Raw genomic sequence first — 25,264 nt, forward strand, 5'->3', positions numbered from 1 at the left:
CGAGTTAAGCGGATATTATTAATGTATTAAGCATATCTTATCAAATGCAGAGCGACTTAATGTAAAATTTACATTCGATTTTGATACATAAAAAAAGGTGATTAGTAGTAGCTAATCACCTTTGTGTTTTTTTTAAAATAAGTTCTTAAAATGTATAGTTTAAAGTAAGTCTAAGATCAGAGCCTGCTTTGTATGAAGTTACTAATACATCACCTACAGCACTTTTTCCTGGTACTTCACCTTGCTCTTGTACACGTTTAAAAGTTGGATTTAATATGTTATTGTAAATTAGTCCCAGTTTTAAGCTTTTAGTCAAACTGGTATTTAAAATGAAATCTAATTTATTTACAGCTTTGTCCACTATGTTTCCAACTTTTGAAGTTCCAATTACAGCTAACTTATCTGAAAAATAAGAATATGATACTGTTGCGGAGATGTCTCTGTCGTGTGAAAATTCATTTAAGAACGAGATGTTTGCATTGGCTAAGAAGTTAGAAGCACCTGTTAATTTACTTTCTGTAAAAGTGAAATTAGCTCCAAAAGGATTTTCAGCATTTACTTTGTCATTACTTAGATCCTGATTAGTATAAAGATAAGACCCGTTTGCATCAAAGGAAAGTTTTGTTTTTAGACTATTCTCATTTTCGATTTCAAAAATGTCTTTTCTAATTTCTAATTCAATTCCGGCTACCGTTGCTTTTTTACCTGTATTAGCATAAGTAATATCATTAGAAGAAGAATTCAGGAACATTTCGTTAATTGGATTTTGAATAATTTTTCCAAAAGCAGTTACAGAAACTAATTCACCTGATTTCGGAAAATACTCCCATCCTAAATCAAAATTGTAATTTGTAGAAGGATATAACTTAGGGTTTCCTTCATAAGCTTGTGCTACATCTTCGTAAAGAATTGGCACTTTTTCTTTAAACTGAGGAAGCGTATAGGTTTTGCTGGCAGAGAACTTTAAATTTTGTTTCTCATTCAAAGTATATTTCGAAATTAAACTTGGTAAAATGTTGAATTTAGAATAGTTTGAGTTGTCTCCGTCAGGCACTGTTGTAGTCACGTAAAAGACATCCTGAGTTAATTTTTCGAATCGGGCTCCTAAAATCACGCTTAGTTTTTCGGTAAGTGAGTACTGAACATTTGCGAATGCACTATGGATATCTAAGTTTCCATTGTACAATTGATGTATTCTGTTAGATTGGGAAGACCCAAAGTGTGCCTCATCCAGATAATTGTCAACATGATGAATGTCTTCTTTCGGGAAAGATATTGTTGTTCTGTCCGGGAAGAATGAAAATTGCTGCATCGTATAATCTAATTTTTTCATTTTTCCTGAGTAACCAAAAGTTACTTTCCCTCTGTATCCGTCATCGTTACTTTTTTTGTTGAAGTTATAAGAAAGAGCAATGTTTGCAGCAAATTCCTTTTCTTTTAAATCTTGAAAAAATCGGTGATTATTGATGTTTGAATTGGTAAAGAAAGTGTAATCTGTTCCATTAGGAGCATAAACAAAAGAGTTTTGCATACGATCTGGAATTGCACTATTAGAAATACTGTATCCAAGTCCCCAGTTTAAATTCCATTGATCATTAAATTTGTTTTTTCCTGTAAGTTGATTTACAGTCAATCGCGTTCTTTCGAAAGTTCCACGTTTGATAAAACCTGTAATTTGATCTAGAGCGGTAGCACCACCACCATCAAAGTTTACGTTAGTTCCTTCGTACTCACTATAGTCCTGATCGCTTGAGTTTAAGAATAACGAAGTAAAAAAGATGGAGTTTTTATTGTTGATTTTATAATCGGCCGTACCCATAACGGTTGTAGTAGTACTGTGTTTGTAAGCTTTTCTGTAAAAATCAGAAAGGATATCTCCGTCAGAAGTGATACCTCCTCTGCTGTAACCTTCTGTGTATTTATTTTTTGCACTAAAAGAAGCAGTAACAAATGTACCTATTGAACTTTCGTCATTTAGTATAAATTTTCTTCCTCCGGTTAAGGCATAAAAAGCATTTAATACATTTTTGTTCTCTTGTCTGTCCCAGCTTGTAGCGTAATTATAAGGTTTCAGTGGAGCATCAGGAACTCCAACGGTTTTAAATCCAGAGTAAGAAGGTCCGTCTTGTAAATAAAAATGATCCTGACCTAAAACATTAGTATTGGCACCTGTACCAACTGAAAAAGTAAGGAAAGGTTTGCCGCTGAATTTTTTTGCACTAATATCAATATTTGCCCCTCCAAAATCGGCATAATTTTGCGCCTCAAATGTTTTGCTTATACCGATATTATCTACAATATTGGTAGAGAAAATATCCAGAAGTATGTTTTTGTTGGCAGGATTATTTGATGGTAATGGAAGGCCATTTAGAGTAGTAACATTGTAACGGTCTCCAAGTCCTCTTACGAAAACATTTCCGGAGTCATCCTGTTTTGATACACCACTAACTTTAGATACAGCAGTTGCAACATCATTAACTCCTTTTCTTGTTATTTCTTCAGCACCAATAGCAGATTTAAAGGCAACTGCATTTTTTTGGTCTAATAATAAAGCCGTTTCTTTTTGTTTGTTTGCCGTAGATTTTACAACAACATCTTTCAATGTATAACCTCCCGAAGAAAGGATCTGATTTACGGTTACGGTTTGACCTGCGGTTACTGTTACGGGTTGTTCAACAGATTCATAACCCACAAAACTGAAAATAATAGTATAGTTTCCAGGGTTTACACTTAAGGAATATTTTCCGTCAATGTCAGTGTTTGCGCTAATTTTTGTTCCTTTTAGTAAGACATTAGCAAAAGGTAGTGATTGATTATTCGATTCTTTATCGGTTAATACACCAGAAATTGTACCTTTGTTTTGAGCGATCGAAATCGAACAGATAAATAATGTGATTAATAGAAATTTAAAATTGAATTTCATTTGAGTTGTGTTTAATTTATTTTTTTGCAAAGAAAGAACCGCCCTGTAAAGTTCATGTTACGCACTTGTTATGTTTTTGTGTGCTGTAGATTATCAAATTGTTACCAGATTAAATTACCGTTAACAGCAATTTTTAACGGTCGTTTTATCGTTATATTTACCATCGCAATTAAAAAACTATCGGATTTTAAGATATGAAATTTGATAAGAAAACTCAATTTTTGCTATTTTATGAAAAAAACACAAACCAAGATTTTATTAGTTGATGATGAGCCGGATATCCTGGAAATTGTTGGCTATAACCTTGCTCAGGAAGGCTATCAGATTGTAACTGCTTCAAATGGAAAAGATGCAATCGCAAAAGCGCAGAAAGAAATACCGGACCTAATTATTATGGATGTAATGATGGCCGAAATGGATGGAATGGAAGCTTGCGAACACATCAGAAAAATACCAGAATTAAATAATGTAATCATAACCTTTTTAACCGCAAGAAGTGAGGACTATTCTCAAGTTGCCGGTTTTGATGCAGGTGCAGATGATTATATTACCAAACCAATAAAACCAAAATTATTGGTAAGCAAAGTAAAGGCTTTGTTAAGAAGGTTAAAAGAACAAGAAGTTGTTAGTGACACCTTAAACGTGGGCGGAATCGAAATTAACCGAGAAGAATACAAAATCATCAAGGGAAATGTAGAAATCGCTTTGCCAAGAAAAGAATTCGAATTGTTCTATCTATTGGCTTCAAAACCGGGAAAAGTTTTTAAAAGAGATGAAATCCTTGATAAAGTTTGGGGTAATGAAGTAGTAGTAGGAGGAAGAACAATCGATGTACACATCAGAAAGTTACGTGAAAAGATTGGAGAAGATCTTTTTAAAACAATTAAAGGTGTTGGTTATAAATTTGAAGTTTAAACATCTTATATAAATTTGAATCTTATAAATAATATAAGTTCATTTTAAATTATAGGGTACATACTTTTGTAATTGAAAATTTATCTTTGTCAAAGTTTTAATTTTGACAAAGATTTACTTTTTTAGGTTGTTATCTAATCCTTAGAAATAAGGTTTTATAGGTAATGAACTTATATCGCTTATCTGATAAAAAAAGTAATCCCTATAGTTTATTATTTTAAATGATCCAATGAAAATTAATTTTAAAAAAACCTACAAATTTGCTGTAAAGTCAGCATTGTATATCAGTCTTTTTACAACAGGATTTGTATTGATTCTGATGTCTCTGTTTTATAAGAACCAGTTAAAACATCAGATTGCGTTTGGATTAGTCTTTATTATCTCGGTTTATATTTTTTCCTTTCTGGTTTTACAATATCGAGTAGAGCGGTTTATATACAGGAGAGTAAAAAAAATATACGATGAGGTTTCCTTGTTAGAATCAACAACACTGATCAATCAGCCCATAACAACCGACATGGAAACGCTTTCACGCGAAGTGAAAAAGTTTGCCACAGATAAAAAACTCGAAATCGAAATGCTCGAAATTCGGGAGCAATACCGAAGAGAGTTTCTGGGTAATGTTTCGCACGAACTTAAAACACCTTTGTTTACTGTTCAAGGGTATGTGTCGACTTTGCTTGATGGGGCGATGGATGATAAAACGATTCGTAAAAAATATCTGAAACGTGCCGAGAAAGGAGTAGAGCGTCTCATCTATATTGTAGAGGATCTGGATATGATTACCAAATTGGAGTCAGGTGATTTAGATTTGTTAATTACAGATTTCGATATCGTCGAACTGATCCAGAATGTTTTTGATTTATTGGAAATGAAAGCCGATAAAAAGAAAATCAAATTGGCTTTTGAAAGTAAAAATGTGCATTCTGTTATCATACGCGGAGATAAGGACAGAATTCAACAGGTATTAGAAAATCTGATTGTAAATTCTATTAAATACGGTAAAGAAGGTGGTTTGACAGAAGTGGGTGTGGTAAACCTGACGAAGAAAAAAGTCTTAATCCGTATTAGTGATAATGGTGAAGGAGTTGAAAAACAAAACATTCCAAGACTTTTTGAGCGTTTTTACAGAGTTGACAAAAGCGGAACCCGTTCTGAAGGTGGTTCCGGACTTGGACTTGCCATTGTAAAACATATTATTGAAGCACATAAAGAGAAAGTATACGTAGAAAGTGAGTTCGGAATTGGTTCTGAGTTCTCTTTTACGTTAGAAAAAGCGTACAAAAATCAAAAAGCTGAAGTTAAGTAAATGTAAGCTTTATTGAGACGAAGTACTATAAAATCTGGGCTTGCGAAAGGGGTTCATGATGGCATAACTATTTCGAAACAAATCTTCTTATTATAGTAACGTCTTGTTAATGATATCTTAACATAGGTGATACATCTTTGCACCTGAAAATTAAGTGCAGTCGTGAAAATGATAAAAACAAAAATAATCGCAGTTTTATTGCTAATTACAGGTGCAGTAAATGCCCAAGATTTAAAGAAAGAAGACGTAAAGAAAGAAGTAATCCGTCTTATGGATTCTATAAACAAAGCAAAAGCTTCTGAGGTAAAAGAAGAAAGTGGTACTTCTGAACATTGGTACGATAAAATTTCTCTAAGAGGTTACGCTCAAATAAGATACAACGGTTTACTTTCTACAAACGATAAAGTTTCCTGCGAACAGTGTGATAAATCCTGGGGAACAACTTCAACAGCACCCGATGCAAAAGCCAATAATGGACTTTTTATCAGACGTGCACGATTAGTGTTCTCAGGGCAAGTACATCCAAATGTATATTTTTATTTTCAACCTGACTTTGCAAGCTCACCGGTTACCGGAATTCAGAATTTTGTACAAATTAGAGATTTGTATTTTGATCTTTCTTTCGATAAAAAAAGAGAATACCGTGTTCGTGTAGGACAAAGCAAGATTCCTTATGGGTTCGAAAACATGCAGTCCAGTTCTCAAAGGTTAACATTAGACAGAAGTGATGCAATCAACAGTGCAATATTGAACGAACGTGACTTGGGACTTATCTTCTATTGGGCACCAAGCGAAATCAGAAAACGTTTTGCTATGCTGGTAGAGGATGGTTATAAAGGTTCAGGTGATTATGGTGTTTTTGCTTTTGGAGTTTACAACGGACAGATAGCTAATAAATTGGACGGAAACAGAGACTTGAATGTTGTAGCAAGAGTTACCTATCCTTTTGTAATTGGTAATCAGATTATAGAACCGGGGATTCAGGCATATACTGGAAAATGGGCTTTTACAGGCGAAATTTCTTCAGGAGTTACCGTTAATGATCCGCAATATGTGAAAGACCAAAGATTAGGAGCGACCTTCGTTTTATATCCAAAACCTTTTGGAATCCAGGCAGAGTATAATATTGGAACAGGACCAAGATACAATACCCTTACCAAAACGGTTGATGAAACAAGTCTGAACGGTGGTTATGTATTATTAAATTATAAGTTAGATTTCAAAAAACAACATTTATATCCTTTTGCAAAATTTCAATATTATGACGGAGGAAAGAAATACGAGAAAGATGCCAGAAGTTATGTTGTAAGAGACTTCGAAATAGGAGTTGAATGGCAACCAATCAAAGCGCTTGAACTTACCGCAGAATATGTTATTGCTGACAGGACTTTTGAAGACAGCGTTCTGCCTATCAACAGACAACAAGGAAATGTATTGCGATTACAAGCGCAATTCAACTTCTAAAATTACGCTTCAAAAATAGAAAATAACGAATCCCAGTCGATGTTATTTTTAAATTGAGATAAACCTTTAAACGATTTTACTTTTGAAAGATCTTCAATCGTAAAGTCGTTTTGCGTTGCATAAGGTACCAGATTCTCGTCTTGAAGTTTTATGGCCAGATATTCCTGCTCATACTGCCCCGGGGTTGGAATAAAAAAGGCTTTTTTACCCAGTTTCGCCAAATCCATAACAGTGGTGTATCCCGAACGACATAAAACCAAATCACTTTCGTTAAAGGTTTGTTCCAATTGTTTTGAATTCATGAAATTGTAGTAAGTAACATTTCCAATTTCCTGTTTGGTTTGTGTTTTTTCTACTACTCCTTTTACAAAAACAACTTTGCCTTTATAATTTTTAACCTCTTCCTGTAGTTTTTCGTCCAAATAAGTACGTTGAGGTTCAGGTCCCGACAGTATAACCATAAGATCATAAAGTTTAGGCGTTTCTTTTTTACGCATTCGGCTTAATGGACCAATATACTTTAAATTCAACTCATTAGTTTCGAGGTGTCCCAAAGTACCGGTTAAGTTTACAACTTCATTAGTATCAGGAACCCAACATTCAGCGTATTTTTTTATAATGTGTTGATGGCATTTACTGGTAAACCAGGTGGTATTCCCCGTCATCACATTGAGCTGATGTGTCATAAAAACCGATGGAATCTTTTTGCTGAAAACGCCCAATCGGTTATCGGATATAATACCGTCAATTCCGTGTTTTTTTATTAGTCCCTTCACCATTTTTTTCTCATCTAAAATGGCTGTAATCATTTTAGGGAGGTTTTTAATTAGTTTCCATTTGAAGTTTTTGCCGTTTTTGGCATATTCTATATGATAAGAAGGCAATTCAAGTGTTTCTATGTATGGGAATTCTTTTCGCAGTAAAGCCAATGCAATTCCGTCAGAAGCGATTATTGGGATGTAATTGTTTTCCTGAAGCGCTTTTATGATAGGAATACATCTTGTTGCATGTCCTAAGCCCCAATTTAACGGAGCTACTAAAATAGTTTTGTTCGCAGAATAGTCAATGCTCATAATGTAGCGCTTTTTAAGACGAAGATAAAGAAATATGTTTTTTGTGTTATTTCGTACATATTACTAAATTATTAACTCTATAGAGCTGTCAAGGCCGCAAAATTACTTTAAAGAGAAGTGGGAATGACATGATTTGCTGACAAAGTTACTCGTATGTTAACAGTAGATTTGTTTTTTAAACAAAAAAAAGAACTGTCTGAGCAGTTCTTTCTTTGTATCGTAGTAAAAAAATGATTTAATCCTGAATATAAGTTTTGTTTCCGTTAGAGTTGATATAGTATCTACCGCCTTTAGGTCCTGTATATACTTTTTTTCCGTTGTACTCTCCGGTAACTTTATCGGCCACTTTTGGTGCTTTTTCGTTAGTCTCTTTGACTTTTTTAGTAGTCGTTTTTGAGGCAGCCGTTGTGGTTTTTGTAGCTTTATCTAGTGTTGCTTTTGAACTCGCGTTTACTTTATCAGCGCTTGCTTTAGTTTTGTCAGCACTTGCTTTGGTTTTGTCTGCGCTTGCTTTAGTTTTATCAGCACTTGCTTTAGTTTTTGCAGCGGTTTTGTCTTTAGTGTCTTTGGCGCTGGCATTTACTTTATCGGCACTTGCTTTTGTTTTGTCTGCCTTTGTTTTTGTAGCGTCAGCAGCTGTTTTGTCTGCTTTTTCTTTTGTTTTTGTGGCTTTATCAGTAGTTTTTTTAGCATCGGCCTTCGTTTTGTCAGCGCTTGCTTTTGTTTTCTTTGCCGAAGCCTCGGTTTTTTTTGCTGTTTTTGTGACGTCCTGAGCGTAGAAATTAGTAGATAAAACTACTATAAGACAAAGTAATAATAATTTTTTCATAAGAGTATCGTTTAAAATTCAATTAAAGTTAAACAATTTATTGACAGGTTTTTCGCAACACGTTAAAAATAAGCACGTAGCTGCACGTTGCCCGTATGAATAGTGGAACCCGTCTCACTTTTTCGTCCCTGATAATTTAAATTGACATCTAAAAACTGCGTTAGATTCTTCTGTAAAAGGAGTTTCCAGACCAAATTTTGTCCGGCCTGCAGTCCTTCTAACATCTGGAATCCTACTGAAGAGAATTCGTTTCCGGTAAATTTATTTTCATAAAAAGAAAACTCTCCATTCACCGTTACTTTTTTGTCTCCTGCATAAGAAAAAGAGGTTCCCAGTCGGTTTTGTGCCAAAGTCTCGAAGTTTCCAATCTGATTTTTTTTATTTTGTAATTCGTAAAAGAAATCCAAACTGGTATTTTTAGAAAACAAATAACTGATTTTCGGGGCAATCTGATAGCCTTCCAAATCATAATTCTTTTCGGTAAAATCTTCAGAAACTAAGGTGGTTTTAATTGTTTTGGTAAAGAAATTAAACAACCAGCTTTTTTGATACAAATGCGTGTATTGCAGTTGATGCGATTTGTTTCGGACATCCTGCGAGCCAATCGAAAGTAGATTTTTCCCTTTATTAATGAGGTACGAATAGGTTACCGAATGTTTTTGCTTGCCACGGTTGTAAAAAAGACTGTTTCTAAAACTTGAATTGAGGCCCAGTAAATTTTCATCCGAAGAATTAAACGGATTGAGTTCAAAACGACCGCCGTTATTTTTTACTTTTCGATCCATAATAAACGAAGTCTGGTTGTAAAAATAGGAAGCCAATTTTTTGAAACCGGTTTCGTTTTGCCATTGCAACGGATTCAAAGTCACCGATTGCGAGAATTTATTCTGGTTGGTTTTGATGTAAACCTGGTTGGGTAAAAAGAGACGGATAAACTTTGCCTGATCCGAAAAAAGTGCAACTTCAAACTCTTCTAATTCCTGTATGCCGTTGCCGTTATAATCATTCCAGGTATAAACTCCTTGCCCCGTTGGAACTTCAATATAAGTAAATTCCTGTTGTGCAATAGTTCCCGAACTGGTCTCGTAGACCGTTCCGATTTGCAGGAGCTGATTAAAAAAACGATCGTTATAAAGTACTCTGGAATTTAACGAAGGTTCATTCTTTCGGGAAGGATCCGTAAAGTCCAGTGTTCGGTAACTGGCATAAACCGCCAGATCTGTTTTTTTGTTCTGAATTAATTTTGATTTCAAAACATACATTTTCGAATCATTTACGTGCTGTAACAAACCATTTTGCAAACTGTCATTGCGACGTTGCAAATAACCCAGTTCTACAAAAACTTTGGTGCTGTCGCCACGGCCAACAAAAACACCGTACTCTGAAAACCGCTGGCTCAAGGCCGAAAACTGATTGGTAACTTTGTCTTTTTGTTGGTTGTCTTCAATTTGAATACTTCCGCCAACCCAGTTTTTACCAAAATGATACTTGGTTTTAGTTAAATTCCGAATAAATTTAGAAGTCGAACTAGTAGCATCAGAATTCAGGAAACTGCCCTGATTTTCAATCGTCCATTTATTTAATTTAGAGAAAACATTTACCGTATGCCGTGATCCGGAATAGCTTGCTGTGAAATCTAATTTCTCAAACTGATAGGTAATAAAAGCAGTATTGGCAGTTTTTTTCTTGGCGAATAAATCAAAATTTAATCCCGCTACCAATAAACTCTGATTGCCCAGAAGTGTCGCGTTTAAATTCCAATCCCGATTAAATTCAATCGTATACAAACGTTCTACAGATCTGAAATCGTCTTGTACAAATTGATAATTGGCAAAAGCATCCAAGGTCCATTCTCTGGAAAAAAGACGTTTTTTAATAGTGGTCTTTAGGGCAATTCCTGTATTGTTGGAGTCATCAATTTGAGAGAATAAATTTTTATCGTTATTGCTCATGGCGATTTCAAAATCAACCAGTGTCTTTTCATCCGGATTGTATTTTCCTAAGAAAGTGGCCACCTGAATTTTCATAGGAGCTACCAGTTTTACGATTGGATCGTAATTTCCTTGTAAAATTCCGTTTATCGGATCTACGTATTTGTAGATGCGTTCTACCGAATTGTTGTTTTGTATGATGTAATTGCCCAGATTATTTCCAACCAGACTAAATTTTACATTGTATAAAACATCAGTAGGAATGTTGGAATACTCGTAAATTTCAATACCGTTAAGAGTTGTTTTTTTGTATAAAATTTTATTGTCCGCATATTTGTCTTCGTAAGCCGATGGTGCGGTCATTAAATTCGGATCATCTCCGGCTTGGCTTAAAATCTGAACCTGTTCTGTAGAAAGGTTTTGTTGTAAAGGCTGATTTTTTAAGTCATTCTCGGAATATAAATAACCACCAAAACTCCAGCTTTTGTTTTCATGCGTGGCGCCGGCATAGGTTACCAGTCGGTTGTAATTGCGATCTGAATATTGGTATTCTATAGTGATTCGCATTTCTGAAGTAATCGGGAAGAGTGAAGTAAAAACAATTTCGCCTGCATTATAATCAATCACATAATCATTGTTTTCGCCACGTTTGAGTAGTATACCATTGACATAAACACGCTCAGAACCTGAAATAACTAAAACATAGAGTTCACCATTCTGACCTTTTAATTTATAAGGACCCTGATTGCCTTCCTGACCGGTAAAAGTGCTTTTGGCGTATTGTCCTTTTACAAAAGCAACCGAGGCAAAAATATTGGTTTTGCTTTTTTCGGTATCAAAATTAAAACTTGTTGAGAGTCCTTGTACCTTTTTGTTAAAGCTCAAAAATTGCGTTTTTCTGTTTTCTAAAAAGACATCACCTGCACGAATGTTCCAATCATCGCTGAAAAGTTCCATGAAAATATTATCAAACTGATCCAGCTTTTGAGAATAACCACCATCCTGTAACGGAATATTACTGTCCTGAAGTGAGGCTCTTAAACTGACTTTATCGGATATTTTTCCGGTAATCTGAAGATCTAAATTTGAATTTAAAACAGCATTCTGGTTATTGCCAATGGTCACACCGCGAGTAATGCTCCCGGAAGTATTTAAACCATCAAACGGAGTGACTTTTTTTGAATTGGTATTCTCCAGTTTGTATAGTTTTTCGGAACCAATATCATTGCTAACCACCTGACTTTCGTTATAAAGTCCATATTCTTTGGTTAAAAAATCAGGGTATTTTAAATAGTTTACAATTAAAGTATCGGATGCTGAGGTGAATTTTTCGTTGAGAAGTAAAGTTCCCTTTTGAAAGTCAATTTTATAGAAAGTAGAATCAATTGGTTCTTTTTTAGTATTTAAAAGCTCAAAAAAACTGGAATTGATACTGAATTTTTCGAGGTGAATGGTATCCCGCGTTACAATTACTTTTTTGGTTTGGTATGCTGATTCTGTATTCTGGGCCTGTAGTCCGGAATAGCAAAGAAACACCGCAAAAAACAGTAATTTTTTCAACATAAATACTTTAACTCTAAAAAGTCAAAAGTAGTATTTATAATTGGGAAATCAGGGCGCTTTTATGCCACTGTGATTTAGTGGAATACGCTGGGTTGTTTTGATTTTGTGACTTAATCTTTTTCAAAGGAGCGCCTTTAAGTATTTTTTTTAAAGAGGATTCGCTTTTCTATTTTATTCACGATGGAAAGGACACAATAATGTATCTAGTACAGATAGTTATTTCTGACTGTTTTTTTGTACGGTCAGTTTTTATTCAGTAACAGAAATAAAGTAGATGTGTTGATCTGTAAAATAATTGTATGGTAAAGAATAATCTTAGTTTAGGTTTGAACGTAAATAAAGTAACAACTTGGTAAGATTTTATTTTTTTATAGACAATGAACTTATTTGTAGGTTATAAATTAAAGATTTTCAGAAAGAATATAGGATGGACACAAGAGCGGATGTCTGATCAATTATTTATTTCGCAGTCGGCATATGCTCGCATGGAAAATGGTCAAAGTCAATCGTGGGCAGGTCATATTGATAACATATGTAAAATCTTTGAGATAAAACCAGAAGTGTTATTTAGAAGGGAAGAAGAAATAAAGAGCGTGGAAACCGGACACGATGAAATGACCCAAAATGCTTTACTCAGTGTTTATCAAAAAATAATAAAGAAATATGAAACGCAAATCTTAGAATTGGAGCAATCAATTAGAGATTTAAAGGAGGATAACAGTAATAAAAAAGGTTCGACTTGTAGTGAAACCATATAAGCCGAATCAGAGCGCTTAGAGACAAGAAATAAGAACAAATAGAAAAAAAGAGATCGAATCATAAACATTGATAAAAACAATTGGTATAATAAATAACTACTATGAGAAGAAAATTAATTTTATTCGTCATACTGTTTACTGCGATTGCCAGTCATGCGCAACAAGATGCACAGTATACGCAATACATGTACAACACCATAAACATCAATCCGGCTTATGCGGGATCCCGAGGAGTATTAAGTGCTTTCGGTTTATATCGTACACAATGGGTTGGACTTGACGGCGCACCTGAGACGGGTACTCTTTCGGTTAACACACCTATAAATAGTAGTAATGTGGGAGTTGGAGTTTCATTGGTGAGCGACAAAATCGGACCGACCAATGAAAACACGCTTTCTGCAGATCTCTCGTATAGCATTCAGGTCTCTGCCGAATCTAAGATTTCGTTTGGAATCAAGGGATCTGCTAATTTATTCAATTTAGATATCAATAAATTGAACCTAGCCGATCAGGGAGATCCGCAATTTCAAGATTTCAGCAATAAATTCAATCCAAATATCGGAGCCGGGGTTTACTGGCATTCTGATAAAGCTTATGTTGGACTATCGGTACCAAACTTTATTGAAACCAATCGTTATGATGACAATGATATTGTGATCTACAAAGATAAAATCAATTATTATTTCATGACCGGTTACGTTTTTAATTTAGATGATTACCAATACATCAAATTTAAACCGGCTGCACTCGTTAAAATGATACAAGGTGTTCCTTTACAAGTAGATGTTTCAGCCAATTTTATGTTCAACGATAAATTTGTTGCCGGTTTAGCGTACAGATGGAACGCTTCACTGAGTGCGATGGCCGGATTTCAAGTCACAGATGGTTTGTATATTGGATATGGTTACGATCGTGAAACTACGAGGTTAAACAACTACAATTCAGGATCGCATGAAATATTTTTACGATACGAATTCTTCTCCAATAAAGGTAAAATGATAACTCCTCGTTTCTTCTAAAAATGATAATCATGAAAAATTATATCCTACTTTGTCTGACAGTTATTATTGTTTTTTCATTTGACAGTTATTCTCAGCAGTCGAAAGCAAATTCCGACGATAAAAAATACGATTATTATGCCTACGATGCCATAAAGACTCATGAACGTGTTGCCAAAAAAGGATACAAGTCTGAAGATATGTTTAAAAAACTAGGTAACTCCTATTACTTTAACTCTGAATTTGAAGGTGCAGCAAAATGGTACAGCGAATTATTTGCCATGAATACCAATGTGGAATCGGAGTATTATTACAGATATGCTCAATCTTTAAAGTCAACCGGGCAGATGGATAAAGCAAATAGAATTTTGGATGAATTTGATACAAAATTCAAAAATGACAGCAGAGGTAAACTTTATGCAGAAAATTTAAACTATCTGGATCAGATTAAAGAAAATTCCGGTCGTTATACCATTGAAAACGCAGGTATTAATTCAAAGTATTCCGATTATGGAACTTTTGTACACAACAATAAAGTCTATTTTGCTTCGGCAAGAGACACGGGAAATTTTTCGCAACGCAAACACAAATGGACAAATGATTATTTCACCAACATCTACATGGCCGATGTGGATTCTGTTAAAGTATCAAAAATAAAAAATGCGTTAAACACAAAATTTCATGAATCTTCACCGGTCTTTACTAAAGATGGCAAAACGATTTATTTCACAAGAAACAGTTATCTAACAGGGAAAAAAGGAAAAGATGCCAATAAAACTACTTTAATAAAAATATACAAAGCGACTCTTGAAAATGGTAAATGGGCCAATGTAACACCATTATCTTTTGATAGTGACAATTACAGTACTGCTCATCCTGCTCTAAGTCCGGACGAAAAAACATTATACTTTGCTTCTGATATGCCCGGAACATTGGGACAGTCTGATATTTTCAAAGTAGCTATAAACAGTAACGGTGATTTCGGAACACCCGAAAACTTAGGTAACAGTATCAATACCGAGGGTAAAGAAACCTTCCCGTATGTAACAGCCGAGAATGAAATCTATTTTGCCTCTGATGGACATCCCGGACTTGGTGGTCTGGATGTTTTTGTGGGTGAAATTACAAAAGACGGAACCATCCGTAACATTCAAAATCTCGGAAATGACATTAATTCACCAAAAGATGACTTTGCTTATGTAATTGATCCTGTTTCGAGAAAAGGGTATTTTAGTTCCAATAAAGACGGCGGACAGGGTTCTGATGATATTTATAAATTTTTGGAAACCAAAAGGCTAAGATGCATCCAAGAACTAAGCGGACTCATTACCGATGCTGAAACAGGAGCCATTTTACCCGGAGCAAAAGTAACTTTGTTTAACAATCAGATGGAGATAAAAGCTACGACAATTGCGGACGTTACCGGATCTTATAGTTTTCCTGTCGAATGTGGTATAACCTATAATGTAAGAGCTGAAAAAACAGACTATACCACCAGAGAAGTGAGCGTTACAATCGAAAAAACAGCCGGAAAAACAACCGGAAAAACAGCCTTATCTATTGCCCTTGAAAAGTCTATCCGTAATGTAACAGTGGGAGATGATTTAGGAAAATGTTTTGGTATAAAAATGATCTATTTTGACCTGGACAAATATAACATTCGTCCTGAAGCTGCTTTGGATTTAGAAAAAATACTGGCTACATTAAATGATTATCCAACAATGAAAATTGATATTCGTTCTCATACCGATAGTCGCGCCAATTTTAAATACAATGAGGTTTTGTCTGACAACAGAGCTAAATCTACTCTGCAATGGCTTGTAAAAAATGGAATAAATCCGGACAGATTAACAAGTAAAGGTTATGGAGAAACACAATTGGTAAACAAATGTGCAGACGGCGTTCCTTGTACAGAAGAGGAGCACCAACAAAACAGACGAAGTGAGTTTATTATCACAGCCCTTTAAAAAGAGCTTAATTTTGAGCCTTTTTAAAAAGAACAAAAAAGAAGCCGTCTTAACACTAATTAGTATTGAGACGGCTTCTCTTTCGCAAATTATTTTTTAACCTAAAAAAAACTAATTAGATTCTTTAGTAACGATTTGCATCGTTTCACGGCTTACCTGTTTCAGTAAGACTTCTTTGTTTTCTTCAACTGTTTGCGCAGCTTGTTCCGTAAAGTGACGGATTGTATATAAAGTCACATTTTCGCTAAAATCTACTTTGAATTTTTTCGACAGTATCGTGTTCAATTCATTAAAATTCCCAAATTTATCTTCCACACAAACCGAGAAACTAATCGCTGAATTCTGAATTAAGTTCACTTTGATTTTAAACTCATGAAACAAAGCAAAAATTTCACTGATATTTTCCTCCATAATAAAAGAGAAATCGATCGAAGAAAGCGAAATTAAAAGTTGATCTCTTTTTACGATAAAACAAGGGTATTGTGGCTCTAAATCTACGCCCTTAGAAACACAGGTTCCTTTTAATAAGGGGTTAATAAACGATTTTACGTATAACGGAATTTCTTTTTTCTGTAAAGGTTGCAGCGTTTTCGGGTGAATAACCGTTGCTCCGTAAAAAGCCAATTCGATAGCTTCACGATACGAAATCTGGTTTAATAAACTCGCATTTTCAAAATAACGCGGATCGGCATTCATAACTCCCGGAACATCTTTCCAGATTGTTACACTTTCAGCATTTAAGCAATAAGCAAAAATTCCGGCAGTATAATCAGAACCTTCACGCCCTAAAGTGGTAGTGAAGTTATTTTCATCAGCACCCAAAAATCCCTGAGTGATGTTTAATGTTTTTCTTGGAACATTTTTGCTGATGTTTTGTTGTGTAACCTCCCAATCTACTTCTGCATCTCTGTAGTTTGCATTGGTTTTGATGAAATTACGAACATCAAGCCATTGTGTTTTGATGCCCATGAAATTCATGAAATGACTTAGAATCGTCGTTGAAATCAGTTCACCAAAACTTACAATCTGATCGTAAACAAAATTATAGTTAGGTGATTTGTTATGCGTTAAGAAAAATTCTAATTCAGAAAAATGCTCTTTTACAGCTGTAAAAACGGCATTTTTTTCATCTTCAAATAAATCTAACAAAATCTGATTATGGTATTTCTTTATTTCCTGAACAGACGAATTTAACTCCTGAGATTTATCAAAATAATTCTTGATCACCACCTCAAGCGCATTTGTGGTTTTTCCCATAGCCGAAACTATTAAAATCACATCTTCATAACCTACTTTTTGTAAAACGTCGTATACGTTTTTTATTCCTTCCGCATCTTTTACCGATGCTCCACCAAATTTAAATACTCTCATTATATTAATTTTGTATTGTGGAGACGCACTGCCGCGCCTCTACGGTATTTAATAATTTTTATTTTTATAATTTTTCTAAAAACGAATTAATTCCGTCTTCGTCCATTTGAACAACCTGCCATCCGTCAAGGATTTTTGCTCCTGAATTTTCGTAGAATTTAACCGCCGGTGTATTCCAATCCAGCACATTCCATTCCACTCTTCTTACCTGATCTCTTTTTCCCTGTCTCATAATTTCAGAATAAAGGGCAAATCCCAAACCGGATCCGCGCATTTTGTCCTTTACAATCAGATCTTCCAGATGGATAGTTTTACCTTTCCACGTAGAGTAACGATAATAATACAATGCAATTCCAACAATCTCGTTTTCGACCTCTGCCACAAAAACATGGAACAAAGGATTTGTGCCAAAACCATCACGTATTAAATCATCTTCCGTTATGGTGACCGCTTCAGGTTCTTTTTCGAATACAGCCAACTCCTGTATTAGTCCTAAAACCGATTTCATGTCTTCAGGATTCCCTTTTCTAATATTCATATATTCTTATTATTAAGCGATTATTAGCTAAAATATTATGTTTTTATCGGTTGCTTTTTGCTTTTGTTTAGCAAATATACAATAGTAGCAAACTAACAAAATAATTTTTAAATCATTCTCACAAAAAAAACGATATTTGTGACTTAAAAATAAAACTACAACGATTTAGTAATGGAAGAACGCAATAAAACACTGGGAGAGTTTATTATTGAGAATCAAAAAGCATTTCAATACTCGTCAGGGGAGTTATCCCGGATTATCAACTCTATACGTTTGGCGGCGAAAGTCGTGAACTATAAAGTAAACAAAGCAGGATTAGTGGACATCGTTGGCGCTGCCGGCGAGCAAAATGTTCAGGGAGAAGATCAGCAGAAATTAGATGTTTATGCAAACGAAGTATTTATCCAGACGTTAATTAACCGTGAGATTGTCTGTGGTATTGCTTCTGAAGAAAACGACGATTTTATTACTGTTCAGGGTAGTGATAATGCCCATAATAATAAGTATGTGGTTTTAATGGATCCTCTAGACGGATCTTCAAATATCGATGTGAATGTTTCAGTAGGAACTATCTTTTCGGTTTTCAGAAGAGTTACACCAATTGGAACTCCGGTTACCAGCGAGGACTTTTTACAGCCGGGAGTTAATCAGGTTGCGGCAGGTTATGTCATTTACGGAACATCGACAATGTTGGTGTATACGACAGGTCATGGTGTAAATGGTTTTACTTTAAATCCGGCTATCGGAACGTTTTATCTTTCACATCCTAATATGAAATTTCCGGTTGACGGGCATATTTATTCGGTAAACGAAGGGAATTATGTGCATTTTCCACAAGGAGTAAAAAACTACATAAAATATTGCCAGAGAGAAGAAGAGGACAGACCTTATACTTCAAGATATATTGGAAGTTTAGTTTCTGATTTTCATAGAAATATGATTAAAGGCGGAATTTATTTGTATCCAACAAGCTCAAAAGCACCAAAAGGGAAATTGCGTTTGCTGTATGAATGTAATCCAATGGCCTTTATTGCAGAGCAAGCAGGCGGAAAAGCAACAGATGGTTTTGGAAGAATCATGGAAATCCAACCAACTGAATTGCATCAAAGAGTACCGTTCTTCTGCGGAAGTTATAATATGGTTGAGAAAGCTGAAGCATTTATGGCCGAAGCTCAATAATAAAAAAAACAAACCCGACAGGTTTTTGAAACCTGTCGGGTTATGTTTTTTTGTTTCAGTATCCAGTTTCAGTAACTGATTACTGCGACTGAATACTGCAAACTTTCTATTTGTTCATATTCTCCATTTCGAATGAAAAAGTATCTAAATCTACTTTTTTATCTACCAGGCTTAGTGCTTTAGAAACAATATAATCTACATTACCCGGAGTAAAACCTAAAGCTAACCCCATACGTCTTAACATAATTTCTTGTTGATCTCCCAAATGGTGGTCGATATGTACCATACGTGCTAAGTCATACAAACGCTCTATACGTTGTATGTGTAAGTAAGGAGGGTTTATTGGATGTTTCCAAGGCTCACTAAGGATTTCCTTGTATTCTTCTTCCGAGATTTCTAATCTTGAAGCTAGTTTGTCCAAAAAGGCTTGCTCTTCGTCATTAATTTTTCCGTCAGCAAAAGCTACACGAACAATTGCAGAGAAATGGCCTCTGTTTCTTTGTTTGAATTCGTTATCAAATAATTCTGAAAATGGCATAATTAATCGGTTTTTTATAAAACAAAGATAAATCTTATTTTAATTTAACAATTTTAAATTTCTCATAAAATTAAGCATAATTTTTCTAAGTTGTTTTACTACGGCCGCTCTTTTAGTTTTCAAAATTAATCGTAAGTTTACAGACCCTTAATCAATAATAGTAGAATTTTTATGTCACAGTTTTGGATTTATTTTCAAATAGGATTAAAGCATGTTTTAGATATACACGCCTATGATCACGTTCTTTTTTTAATCGCATTAACAGTTCCTTATGCCTTCAAGGATTGGAAACGTATTTTGCTTTTAGTTTCTGTTTTTACAATTGGTCATACAGTGGCTTTAGTGCTTTCTGTTTTTGGCATTATTACGGTAAAAGTAGATCTTGTTGAATTTTTGATTCCGATTACGATTTTAATAACCGCTTTGTATCATTTGTTCACGGCAGGAAAGACATCTAAGAATGATGGTGTGAATTTATTGTTTTTTGTGACCTTGTTTTTTGGAATTATACACGGACTTGGATTTTCGAATTATTTCAAGACTATATTAGGTGGTTCGGCAACTTCAAAATTACTACCTTTGGGAGAGTTTGCTTTAGGAATTGAAGTAGCACAGTTAGTTGTCGTTTTTGTGGTTTTGATACTGTCTTATATAGTGCAGACTGTTTTTCGTTTTTCAAAACGCGATTGGGCACTGGTAATGTCGGCTTTTATTGTGGGAGTTGTCATTCCCATGATTATTGAAAGCCCTATTTGGAACAGATAAAATAAATGGAATTAAAAAAAATAAATAAATACGATAAAGCGTATTTGCGAATTGCCAAAGAATGGAGTTTGCTCTCCTATTGTAAACGCAAGCAGGTAGGAGCTATTATCGTAAAAGACCGGATGATTATTTCTGATGGTTACAACGGAACGCCATCGGGATTTGAGAATTGCTGCGAAGATGAAGAAGGTTTGACGCGCTGGGATGTTTTGCATGCTGAGGCCAATGCCATTCTGAAAGTAGCCAGATCAACACAATCTTGCGAAGGAGCAACCTTGTATATCACGTTGTCTCCTTGTAAAGAATGCAGTAAATTAATCCATCAGTCGGGGATCAAAAGAGTGGTTTATCAGAATGGTTACCGTGACGATTCCGGAATTCAGTTTTTAATAAAAGCAGGTGTAGAAGTATTACATATTCCCGTTTTAGAAGAATAGATGAAATTTAATTCAAAATACTTACCCATTGTTGTAGGAGCTGTTTTTGCTCTTGGCATAGTTCTAGGAAGCCTGATGAATGCTCCCGTAGAGGATCAGCTGTTGGCTAGAAATTACTCCAAAACAAAACTCAACAAACTTATTGATTTTATCAATAATGAGTATGTTGACAGTGTGAATACCGACTCGATCGTAAACTTGACGGTCGATAATATTCTTTCAAAATTAGACCCGCATTCCGTTTACATTCCGCCAACAGAACAAGCAGAAGTGGCTGAAAGTATGAAAGGTGATTTTGTGGGTATCGGAATCAATTTTTATATGTACAAAGATTCCGTTGCAATCATCAGACCTGTTGAGAATGGACCTTCAGCAAAAGCCGGATTAAAATCGGGCGACCGGATTTTATTTGCCGGTAAAACGAAATTATTTGGCAGAAGACTACCTTCTGATAGTTTGTTTTCAAAACTAAAAGGAATAAAAGGTTCTGAAATTGAATTGACCGTTTTTAGAAAATCGGAGCAAAAGAAACTTAAGTTTAAAATTAAAAGAGATATCATTCCAATAAAAAGTGTCGATGCCTCTATACTGCTTGATAAAAGTACGGGTTATATAAAAATTAACCGTTTTGCGGAAACAACCTATAAAGAATTCAAAACAGGTTTAACCCGTTTACAGCAAAAAGGAATCCAATCCCTGATAATCGACCTTCGTGATAATGGAGGCGGTTATATGGAAGAAGCCGTGGCTATTGGTGATGAGTTTTTAAAAGACAAACAACTGATTGTTTTTACCAAAAGCAAAAATGGATCTACCGAAAAAACATTCGCCAATAAAGGAGGAAGTTTTGAAAACGGTAAAGTATACGTTCTGATTAACGAAAACAGTGCGTCAGCAAGTGAAATTCTGGCCGGAGCACTTCAGGACAATGATCGTGGAACTATTGTAGGTCGTCGTTCTTTCGGAAAAGGATTGGTGCAACGCGAAATGGATTTCAACGACGGATCGGCCGTAAGGTTGACGGTAGCGAGATATTATACACCAACCGGAAGATCGATTCAGAAGCCTTATAAAAAAGGAAATGAAGAATATTACAAAGAGTCCGAAGATCGTATTAAGTCAGGTGAACTTTATGCGAAAGACAGCATAAAAATAGCCGATACCTTAAAATTTAAAACACCAAAAGGAAAAATTGTCTACGGTGGTGGTGGAATCGTTCCGGATGTTTTTGTGCCGATGGAAGCAGAGCACGGAAATGAAAATGTGGCCTATCTACTTCAAACCGGAATCGTAGGACATTTTGTTTTTGAAGAACTCGATAAAAACAGAAACACTTTTGCAGGACTTCATTTTAATGAGTTTTTGGTAAAAATGAAAGACTCAGATGTGTATTTTAAAAAATTTAAAAATTACATTCTGGCCACAGGTTTAGATCTAAAATTAGATAAAACCAAGGCATTGGTAAATCGATATATCACGGCGGAGTTTGCCCGTCAATTGTACGGCGAATTGTATTATTATAATGTGATTCTAAAAGACGATGCCATGGTCAAAGCAGTTTTGAACTCAAAAAAGTAACTTAAACTCTTTTTTTATGGAAGATAGCAATGTTGTAAATGCAGAGATTGAACTTTTATTGGCGGTTAAAAATGCAGATGTGTCTGCTTTAGAAAGAATGTTGCATGATGACTTGCTTTTTAATTTACCTGGCGGACAAACGATCACAAAAGAGTTTGATTTGAATTCGTATCGTTCCGGTTTAATGAAAATTGAGGTTATTGAAGCGTCAGATCAACTTATTAATGTTATTGAAGATACAGCTGTTGTCAGTGTTTCCGTTTTGCTTAAAGGTGCCTACGATAATCAGCCTTTCGATGGTGTTTTTCGATACATTCGTGTTTGGAAACAATTCGAAGAAGGTTTAAAAGTAATTGCCGGTAGCTGTACAGAACTAAAGTAAGTTCTGAATAATTTTTTTTGTAGCGGCTTTATCCTTAGGGAAATAAATCTTAAAAACTTGTGATTAGTTTTCTCTCGCAGATTTAGCGGATTATTTTTTTAAGAGAAGAAAGCAAAAAAGGCAGCGTTTCGATTATTCTGAAACAAGTAAATCTGCTAAATCTGTAGAATCAGCGTGCATAAAAAACCTTTGCGAACCTTGCGTAAATCCCCGCGACCCTTGCGGTTAAGCATAAGAAAGTTGTATCTCTATCGAATACTATCATGTGCATGAGTCTGCACACCATTATTCCATAAAGTAAGAATATCTGTAGCAACTGCAGCGCCACTTCCGGCTGCTATTGCCAATTGACTTCTCCAGCCTGCTAAAGTTCCGATCACATAAATACCATCTGTTACTTTATGATCGTCATTTTTAAGCTGAATGCGTTGTTTTTCGGGAAGTGCTTTTTTGTGAGGCTCAATGTATTGCAGTAAACCTTCAATGTCAAAAGTATTGGCAGAGCCAATTCCAATAACAATGCTTTTGGTTTGGTACGTGCTTTTATTTGTTGTAACCGTAAATTCAGGATAAGCTCCTTCAACTTTGATTACTTTTTCGTTTGGAATCTGTGTAATGTGTGGGTAGCTTTGAGCTAAGTCCTGTGTGCTTTCAAAAAGTAATTCTGAACCTAGTTTACCGGGAGATATACCGTAAGCATTATAGAAGATAGCCTCCTGTAAAGAAGAATTTTTTTGATGTGTGAAAATCCCTATTTTTTTATCGGTAACAAAAGCTTTGTTTTTAGCTGATCCTAAAACGAGAGCGCAAGAGATACCTGAAACGCCTCCGCCGATAATTAAAGTGTCAAACATATTATTATCTGCCATTTGTTTTCTCTTCGATTTTTTTGGAAATTCTAAAAATCAAAAGAATCAAAACGGCGCAAAATGAAGCTGCGATTCCAATAAAAGCTACCGCACTGTCTCCTTGAAAAGGATTCTTAAAGTCCAATAACGTAATATTAAAAACAATTAAAGCTAATGCTAAAAGCACTAAGATTGAAGTGAAAATTTTCATATGGCTGTTTGTTTGTCTAAAATAACAAAATGAAATTTTACTGCAATGCATGCTGTAAAACCACTTGTTTTAAATTTTATGGGGTAAATTTATAAAAATATCTGTTAGACGAACAAACCTTTAACATTAGCAGCGAATAATTTAACAGCAATAGCTAAAAGGATCACTCCAAATGTCTTGCGAACCACTCCAAGTCCATTTTCTCCTAATAAAGTTTCAATTTTTTTAGATGATTTCAAAACAATATATACTAAGATGATATTCAGTACAATGGCTATAATAATGTTGATGGTGTGAAATTGTGAGCGTAAAGAAAGTAAAGTCGTCATCGTTCCGGCTCCTGCAATCAGTGGAAAAGCCAAAGGAACAATAGAAGCTGATCCCGGTTCTTCGTCACGATAAATACGGATTCCTAAAATCATCTCTAAGGCAAGAAAGAATAAGACAAACGAACCTGCAACGGCGAAAGAATGCACATCAATACCTATAATGTTAAGGAAGCCTTCTCCGACGAAAAGAAAAACAATCATGATGATTCCGGCAACAAGAGAAGCTTTTTCAGATTCGATGTGGCCAACCTTTGCTCTTAAATTTACAATGATCGGAATAGATCCCACGATATCAATTACTGCAAAAAGTACCATTCCAACAGTGATAATTTCCTTAAAATCAATTTCTAACATGCCTTATTTGTTTAGAGGTTAAATGTGGTGCAAATGTAAATAATAAAGTTAGGGCTTTTATTGTTTAAAATCTAATCCTGCATTTTTGTTATAAAAACATGTTTTTTGGATTAAAAAAGTGATATTTGTAACATTTCACGATTTGTTTTGTTGATTTGTAGGTGAAATGCAGGGATTATTTTTGCTTTGGATTTATCGCACTGACATCAAGATAGTTTGACTATCTTTGCACTTTATAAATTCAGTATTTTTAGTATCATGTTTCAATTAGGAAAAACCATTATTTCAGAAGATATTCTTGAAAAAGAATTTGTGTGCAACTTGTCAGCTTGCAAAGGGGCATGTTGTGTCGATGGAGATGCGGGGGCACCTTTAAGTGAAGCAGAGACAAAAATCTTAGAAGATATTTACGATAAGGTAAAACCTTTTTTGAGAAAAGAAGGGATTGCGGCCATTGAAGCGCAGGGAGCCTGGGTAAAAGGAACTGATGGTGATCTTGAAACACCATTAATCGACAATAAAGATTGTGCTTACGTTATTTTTGACGGAAAAACCGCCCTTTGCGGAATCGAGCAAGCTTATAATCAAGGAATCGTAGATTGGAAAAAACCGGTTTCTTGCCATTTATATCCAATTCGTGTAAAAGATTTTACAGAGTTTGCAGCAGTTAATTATGATAAATGGGAAATTTGCGACGATGCCTGTTCTTTAGGTAAAGAGTTAGAAGTTCCGGTTTATAAATTTGTCAAAGAAGCCTTGATTCGTCGCTTTGGAGAAGACTGGTATATGGAACTTGAAAAAGTAGCACAAGAACTTAAAAATTCATAAAAATTCGGCAGCCTTTACTATTGCTGAGAAATGCTTCTAAAAGGATCGAAAAAAGCAAAAGTAACGATTGAAAAAAGTTTAAAAAACAATCATAATTTCCTTGTTTTTTTAAATTAAAAGTCTATGTTTTATGGGCGTGCGGGGTCTTGATATGGGTTTTAAAATACTCATTTACA

Annotated in this window: 22 protein-coding genes; 12 read left to right on the top strand and 10 right to left on the bottom strand. The window is 34.9% G+C overall.

Features of this window, described 5'->3' with window-relative positions; all coding sequences use genetic code 11:
- Nucleotides 1-145: 145 nt before the first annotated feature.
- A complete protein-coding gene (locus ACHRV5_RS21340) occupies nucleotides 146-2,923 on the bottom strand; it encodes a TonB-dependent receptor domain-containing protein (RefSeq protein WP_395428114.1) in 2,778 nt (925 codons plus the stop codon).
- Between the two features lie 231 nt (nucleotides 2,924-3,154).
- Between ACHRV5_RS21340 and ACHRV5_RS21345 the strand changes: the two genes are divergently transcribed.
- The 3 genes from ACHRV5_RS21345 (at nucleotide 3,155) to ACHRV5_RS21355 (ending at nucleotide 6,611) form a co-directional block, all read left to right on the top strand.
- The gene (locus ACHRV5_RS21345) at nucleotides 3,155-3,838 is read left to right on the top strand and encodes a response regulator transcription factor (RefSeq protein ID WP_047778888.1); all 684 of its coding nucleotides are present in this window, start codon (nucleotides 3,155-3,157) and stop codon (nucleotides 3,836-3,838) included.
- A 229-nt stretch (nucleotides 3,839-4,067) separates the two neighbouring features.
- Nucleotides 4,068-5,147, top strand: coding sequence for a cell wall metabolism sensor histidine kinase WalK (locus tag ACHRV5_RS21350; RefSeq protein ID WP_047778887.1), 1,080 nt, complete (start codon nucleotides 4,068-4,070; stop codon nucleotides 5,145-5,147).
- 168 nt (nucleotides 5,148-5,315) lie between these two features.
- The gene (locus ACHRV5_RS21355) at nucleotides 5,316-6,611 is read left to right on the top strand and encodes a porin (RefSeq protein WP_047778886.1); all 1,296 of its coding nucleotides are present in this window, start codon (nucleotides 5,316-5,318) and stop codon (nucleotides 6,609-6,611) included.
- Between the two features lie 2 nt (nucleotides 6,612-6,613).
- On the opposite strand, the gene ACHRV5_RS21360 is transcribed toward ACHRV5_RS21355, so the two are convergent.
- The 3 genes from ACHRV5_RS21360 to ACHRV5_RS21370 form a co-directional block, all read right to left on the bottom strand.
- Entirely contained in the window at nucleotides 6,614-7,684 is a 1,071-nt protein-coding gene (locus ACHRV5_RS21360; protein ID WP_395428117.1) for a glycosyltransferase, read from the bottom strand.
- Nucleotides 7,685-7,919: 235 nt separating this feature from the next.
- Nucleotides 7,920-8,513: a hypothetical protein gene (locus ACHRV5_RS21365; protein ID WP_047778884.1), complete on the bottom strand. Its 594-nt coding sequence runs from the start codon at nucleotides 8,511-8,513 to the stop codon at nucleotides 7,920-7,922.
- Between the two features lie 62 nt (nucleotides 8,514-8,575).
- On the bottom strand, nucleotides 8,576-12,007 hold the full coding sequence (locus ACHRV5_RS21370) for a hypothetical protein (protein ID WP_395428119.1): 3,432 nt from the start codon (nucleotides 12,005-12,007) through the stop codon (nucleotides 8,576-8,578).
- Between the two features lie 377 nt (nucleotides 12,008-12,384).
- Between ACHRV5_RS21370 and ACHRV5_RS21375 the strand changes: the two genes are divergently transcribed.
- From ACHRV5_RS21375 to ACHRV5_RS21385, 3 genes are all read left to right on the top strand, one after another.
- Complete coding sequence (locus ACHRV5_RS21375) at nucleotides 12,385-12,765, top strand: helix-turn-helix domain-containing protein (protein ID WP_395428121.1); 381 nt, start codon at nucleotides 12,385-12,387, stop codon at nucleotides 12,763-12,765.
- Between the two features lie 101 nt (nucleotides 12,766-12,866).
- Complete coding sequence (locus tag ACHRV5_RS21380; protein WP_395428123.1) at nucleotides 12,867-13,784, top strand: type IX secretion system membrane protein PorP/SprF; 918 nt, start codon at nucleotides 12,867-12,869, stop codon at nucleotides 13,782-13,784.
- A gap of 11 nt (nucleotides 13,785-13,795) precedes the next feature.
- Nucleotides 13,796-15,730 (top strand): OmpA family protein, encoded by a 1,935-nt coding sequence (locus tag ACHRV5_RS21385; protein WP_395428124.1) that lies wholly within the window; start codon nucleotides 13,796-13,798, stop codon nucleotides 15,728-15,730.
- Between the two features lie 111 nt (nucleotides 15,731-15,841).
- On the opposite strand, the gene ACHRV5_RS21390 is transcribed toward ACHRV5_RS21385, so the two are convergent.
- Entirely contained in the window at nucleotides 15,842-17,101 is a 1,260-nt protein-coding gene (locus ACHRV5_RS21390) for an aspartate kinase (RefSeq protein WP_047778994.1), read from the bottom strand.
- Between the two features lie 64 nt (nucleotides 17,102-17,165).
- The gene (locus tag ACHRV5_RS21395) at nucleotides 17,166-17,639 is read right to left on the bottom strand and encodes a GNAT family N-acetyltransferase (protein WP_047778993.1); all 474 of its coding nucleotides are present in this window, start codon (nucleotides 17,637-17,639) and stop codon (nucleotides 17,166-17,168) included.
- 171 nt (nucleotides 17,640-17,810) lie between these two features.
- Here ACHRV5_RS21395 and fbp point away from each other — a divergent pair, with 171 nt between their 5' ends.
- Entirely contained in the window at nucleotides 17,811-18,818 is a 1,008-nt protein-coding gene (gene fbp / locus ACHRV5_RS21400; RefSeq protein ID WP_047778992.1) for a class 1 fructose-bisphosphatase, read from the top strand.
- A gap of 106 nt (nucleotides 18,819-18,924) precedes the next feature.
- Here fbp and ACHRV5_RS21405 read toward each other — a convergent pair whose 3' ends face one another.
- Nucleotides 18,925-19,356: a TerB family tellurite resistance protein gene (locus tag ACHRV5_RS21405; RefSeq protein ID WP_047778991.1), complete on the bottom strand. Its 432-nt coding sequence runs from the start codon at nucleotides 19,354-19,356 to the stop codon at nucleotides 18,925-18,927.
- 171 nt (nucleotides 19,357-19,527) lie between these two features.
- Here ACHRV5_RS21405 and ACHRV5_RS21410 point away from each other — a divergent pair, with 171 nt between their 5' ends.
- From ACHRV5_RS21410 to ACHRV5_RS21425, 4 genes are read left to right on the top strand one after another with little or no spacing between them, the layout of a single operon-like run.
- Nucleotides 19,528-20,121 carry a HupE/UreJ family protein gene (locus tag ACHRV5_RS21410; RefSeq protein WP_047778990.1) on the top strand — a complete coding sequence of 198 codons (594 nt, stop codon included), beginning with the start codon at nucleotides 19,528-19,530 and terminating at the stop codon, nucleotides 20,119-20,121.
- Between the two features lie 5 nt (nucleotides 20,122-20,126).
- On the top strand, nucleotides 20,127-20,558 hold the full coding sequence (locus ACHRV5_RS21415; protein WP_047778989.1) for a dCMP deaminase family protein: 432 nt from the start codon (nucleotides 20,127-20,129) through the stop codon (nucleotides 20,556-20,558).
- The gene (locus ACHRV5_RS21420; RefSeq protein WP_230003605.1) at nucleotides 20,559-22,136 is read left to right on the top strand and encodes a S41 family peptidase; all 1,578 of its coding nucleotides are present in this window, start codon (nucleotides 20,559-20,561) and stop codon (nucleotides 22,134-22,136) included.
- A gap of 16 nt (nucleotides 22,137-22,152) precedes the next feature.
- The gene (locus ACHRV5_RS21425; protein WP_047778987.1) at nucleotides 22,153-22,518 is read left to right on the top strand and encodes a nuclear transport factor 2 family protein; all 366 of its coding nucleotides are present in this window, start codon (nucleotides 22,153-22,155) and stop codon (nucleotides 22,516-22,518) included.
- Between the two features lie 248 nt (nucleotides 22,519-22,766).
- Here the strand turns inward: ACHRV5_RS21425 and ACHRV5_RS21430 are convergent, their stop codons facing one another.
- The 3 genes from ACHRV5_RS21430 to ACHRV5_RS21440 form a co-directional block, all read right to left on the bottom strand.
- Nucleotides 22,767-23,372, bottom strand: coding sequence for an FAD-dependent oxidoreductase (locus tag ACHRV5_RS21430; protein ID WP_230005129.1), 606 nt, complete (start codon nucleotides 23,370-23,372; stop codon nucleotides 22,767-22,769).
- A 4-nt stretch (nucleotides 23,373-23,376) separates the two neighbouring features.
- Nucleotides 23,377-23,577 (bottom strand): hypothetical protein, encoded by a 201-nt coding sequence (locus ACHRV5_RS21435; protein ID WP_047778985.1) that lies wholly within the window; start codon nucleotides 23,575-23,577, stop codon nucleotides 23,377-23,379.
- Nucleotides 23,578-23,681: 104 nt separating this feature from the next.
- The gene (locus ACHRV5_RS21440; protein ID WP_047778984.1) at nucleotides 23,682-24,260 is read right to left on the bottom strand and encodes a MarC family protein; all 579 of its coding nucleotides are present in this window, start codon (nucleotides 24,258-24,260) and stop codon (nucleotides 23,682-23,684) included.
- 258 nt (nucleotides 24,261-24,518) lie between these two features.
- Between ACHRV5_RS21440 and ACHRV5_RS21445 the strand changes: the two genes are divergently transcribed.
- Nucleotides 24,519-25,088, top strand: coding sequence for a DUF3109 family protein (locus tag ACHRV5_RS21445; RefSeq protein ID WP_395428128.1), 570 nt, complete (start codon nucleotides 24,519-24,521; stop codon nucleotides 25,086-25,088).
- Nucleotides 25,089-25,264 lie beyond the last annotated feature (176 nt).

The organism is Flavobacterium sp. FlaQc-52, assembly GCF_044007495.1.
Classification (GTDB): domain Bacteria; phylum Bacteroidota; class Bacteroidia; order Flavobacteriales; family Flavobacteriaceae; genus Flavobacterium; species Flavobacterium cupriresistens.